Below are 3,287 nucleotides of genomic sequence, written 5' to 3'. Positions count from 1 at the left end.
GAGGAGCGCCGCCCCCGGGTACGTGTCGGACCCGGCTCGGACGCCGACCACGCCGCGGGAGTACTTGTGGTCGTCGGGTCCCGGCCGGGGCACGAGAGCGGCGACGTCGGCGGCCTGGAGGGACTCGACGGCCGCACGAGGCAGCTCCAGCCCGAGGTCGACGAGGTGGACCGCGCCGCACACCCCGGCCGCCGGGCCGACCAGGTGGGCCACCTTGTGGGTGCCGAAGGTGACGGTGAGGTCCGCGACGACGTGCGGTCCGTCGAGCTCGCCGGTGTCGACGTCGACCCCCGAGGGCACGTCGACGGCGACCACCGGCACCCCGGCGAGGGCGTCCAGCACGGCCACCGCGTCGTCCCGCAGCCCGGGGCGTCCGCCGATGCCGACGATCCCGTCCACCACGACGTCGGGGCGCTGCTCGGCGGCGACGTCCTCGACGAGCGTGCCGCCCGCCGCCCGGAAGGCGATCAGCCCGTCCTCGTGGTGGCTGCTGCCGAGCAGCACCGCGGCGACGCGCGCGCCGCGGCGCAGCAGCGCGCACCCGGCGTACAGGGCGTCGCCACCGTTGTCGCCCGAGCCGACGAGCAGCAGGACGCGGCGACCGTAGCCGCCGCCGAGCAGGTCGAGGACGGCGTGGGCGAGGCCGGCGGCGGCCCGCTGCATCAGCGCGCCGTCGGGCAGCGTCCGCATCAGGTCTGCCTCGGCGTCACGCACCTCCGGGACGGTGTGGGCACGGCGCATGTCGCCACGCTAGCGGCTGGTGCGCCCCCGGGCTGGTCAGCCGGTCGGGATGCGGAGCTCCTGGCCGGGCCGGATCAGGTCCGGCTCGGCGATCTCGTTGAGGCGGGCGAGCTCGTCGCGCGTCACGCCGTGCCGGGCGCCGATGTCGCCGAGGGTGTCGCCGGTGCGGATCGTGTACGTCGTGAAGACCGGCGCCGGCTCCTCGACCCTCGGGGCCCCGGACGACTCCGGGGGCGTGCCGGGCTCGGCGACGTCCTTGGCCGGTGCGGCGACCGCACCCTTGAGCGCGTTCTTGACGGAGTCCAGGAAGCCCATGGCGCCACCGTAGCCCAGCCGCCGCCGCGGTCCTCAGCCCTCCAGGACCACCACGGCGGAGGCGATCCCGGCGTCGTGCGACAACGACACGTGCACGTGCCGCACCCCGAGGGCCTCGGCCTGCGCGAGCACCGTCCCACGGATCTCGAAGCGCGGGCGCCCGGTCTCCTCGGACACGATCTCCGCGTCGTGCCAGGCCATGCCCACGGGCGCACCGAGGGCCTTGGCGATGGCTTCCTTCGCCGCGAAGCGGGCGGCCAGCGACGCGTGGGGGCGCGACGCCTCGGACGGGGTGAACAGCCGCTCGCGCAACGCGGGGGTGCGGCGCAGCGACTCCTCGAAGCGGTCCAGGTCGACGACATCGATGCCGACGCCCACGATCATCGGGCGCCTCGTGGGGTGGTCATCCGGGGTCCCCGCGGGAAGGCAAGCGAAGCGCGTTCTCGTGGGGTTCTCATTCGACCGTGACGGACTTGGCGAGGTTGCGGGGCTGGTCGACGTCGTGGCCCATGACCGTGGCCAGCTCGCAGGCGAAGAGCTGCAGCGGCACCACCGACACGACCGGCTGGAGCAGCGTCGGCACCTTCGGCAGCCGGATCAGCTCGTCGGCGTACGCCGTGATCGAGTCGTCGCCCTCCTCCACCAGCACGATGGTGTGCGCGCCCCGGGCCCGGATCTCCTGGATGGCGCTGACCATCTTCTGGTGCAGCTCRTCGCGACCCCGGGGCGGCACGATGCAGAAGACCGGCAGCCCCTCCTCGATCAGCGCGATCGGACCGTGCTTGAGCTCGCCGGCGGCGAAGCCCTCCGCGTGGATGTAGGCGAGCTCCTTGAGCTTGAGCGCCCCCTCGAGGGCGATCGGGAAGCCCGCGTGGCGGCCGAGGAAGAGCACCGACCGGGTCTCGGCGTGCCGGGCGGCGAGGGCGTAGATGTCCTCGGACCGGTCCAGCAGCGTCTGGACGTGCTCGGGCATCTTGGCCAGCTCGTCGAGGACGTGGGAGATCTCGTCGCCGAACTTCATGCCGCGGACCTGGGCGRGGTAGAGGCCGAGGAGGTAGCAGGCGATCAGCTGGGTGAGGAAGCCCTTGGTCGAGGCCACCCCGATCTCCGGGCCCGCGTGGGTGTAGATCACCGCGTCGGACTCGCGCGGGATCGTCGAGCCGTTGGTGTTGCAGATGGCCAGCACCCGCGAGCCCTGCTCGCGGGCGTGCCGGATGGCCATCAGGGTGTCGGCGGTCTCCCCCGACTGGCTCATCGCGACCACGAGGGTGTCGCGGGTCAGGATCGGGTCGCGGTAGCGGAACTCGTGGGCCAGCTCGACCTCGCACGGGATCCGGGTCCAGTGCTCAATGGCGTACTTGGCGACGAGCCCGGCGTAGTTGGCGGTCCCGCAGCCGACGATGATGATCTTGTCGACGGTGCGCAGCTCGTCCTCGGACAGGCGGACCTCGTCGAGCTGCAGCCGGCCACTGCCGTCGTGGCGGCCCAGCATGGCGTCGGCCACGGCGCGGGGCTGCTCGAAGATCTCCTTGCGCATGAACCAGTCGTAGCCGTCCTTCTCGGCGGCCGAGAGGTCCCAATCGACGTGGTAGCGCTGACCCTGCGCCGGCGAGCCGTCGAAGCCGGTGACCTCGACGCCCTCGCGGGTGATGGTGACGACCTGGTCCTGGCCGAGCTCCATCGCCTCGCGGGTGTGCTCGATGAAGGCCGCGACGTCGGAGCCGATGAAGTTCTCGCCCTCGCCGACGCCCACCACCAGCGGCGAGTTGCGCCGGGCGGCCACGACACGGGACGGGTCCTCGGCGTCGACGGCGACGAGGGTGAACGCACCCTCGAGGCGCTGGCACACRTGCTGCATCGCGGTGGTCAGGTCGACACCGGTCTGCACCTCGAGCTCGAGCAGGTGCGCGGCGATCTCGGTGTCGGTGTCCGAGAGCATCTCGTGGCCGGCACGCTCGAGCTCGGACCGCAGGGACGCGTAGTTCTCGATGATGCCGTTGTGCACCACCGCGACCCGGGCCTCCCGGCCCAGGTGCGGGTGCGCGTTCTTGTCGTTGGGCGCTCCGTGGGTGGCCCAGCGGGTGTGGCCGATGCCGGTGGTCGAGGCCGGCAGCGGGCTCTCGGCGATGGCCTTCTCGAGGTTGGCCAGCTTGCCGGCCCGCTTGTCCGAGGCGATCCGGCCGTCGCCGGCGGCGGGGTCGACCAGGGCGATGCCCGCGGAGTCGTACCCC

4 protein-coding genes are annotated in these 3,287 nt (G+C 72.9%); all 4 read right to left on the bottom strand.

Annotated elements, in window-relative coordinates; genetic code table 11:
• Positions 1-741, bottom strand: a 741-nt coding sequence (locus ACXJKL_RS17845) for an NAD(P)H-hydrate epimerase (RefSeq protein ID WP_457208352.1), incomplete at its 3' end; no start/stop codon positions are given.
• Between the two features lie 36 nt (positions 742-777).
• Complete coding sequence (locus ACXJKL_RS17840; protein ID WP_457208351.1) at positions 778-1,056, bottom strand: LysM peptidoglycan-binding domain-containing protein; 279 nt, start codon at positions 1,054-1,056, stop codon at positions 778-780.
• 33 nt (positions 1,057-1,089) lie between these two features.
• Positions 1,090-1,440 carry a holo-ACP synthase gene (locus tag ACXJKL_RS17835; protein WP_457208350.1) on the bottom strand — a complete coding sequence of 117 codons (351 nt, stop codon included), beginning with the start codon at positions 1,438-1,440 and terminating at the stop codon, positions 1,090-1,092.
• A gap of 70 nt (positions 1,441-1,510) precedes the next feature.
• On the bottom strand, positions 1,511-3,287 hold a 1,777-nt coding region (glmS, locus tag ACXJKL_RS17830), incomplete at its 5' end, for a glutamine--fructose-6-phosphate transaminase (isomerizing) (RefSeq protein ID WP_457208349.1).

Source organism: Nocardioides sp. P5_C9_2, assembly GCF_054049555.1.
This window is presented reverse-complemented; position numbering and strand designations above follow the sequence as displayed.

Bases quoted from the DNA above. Each gene is read 5' to 3' on its own strand.
- ACXJKL_RS17840 (WP_457208351.1), bottom strand. From the start codon at position 1,056: ATGGGCTTCCTGGACTCCGTCAAGAACGCGCTCAAGGGTGCGGTCGCC.
- ACXJKL_RS17835 (WP_457208350.1), bottom strand. From the start codon at position 1,440: ATGATCGTGGGCGTCGGCATCGATGTCGTCGACCTGGACCGCTTCGAG.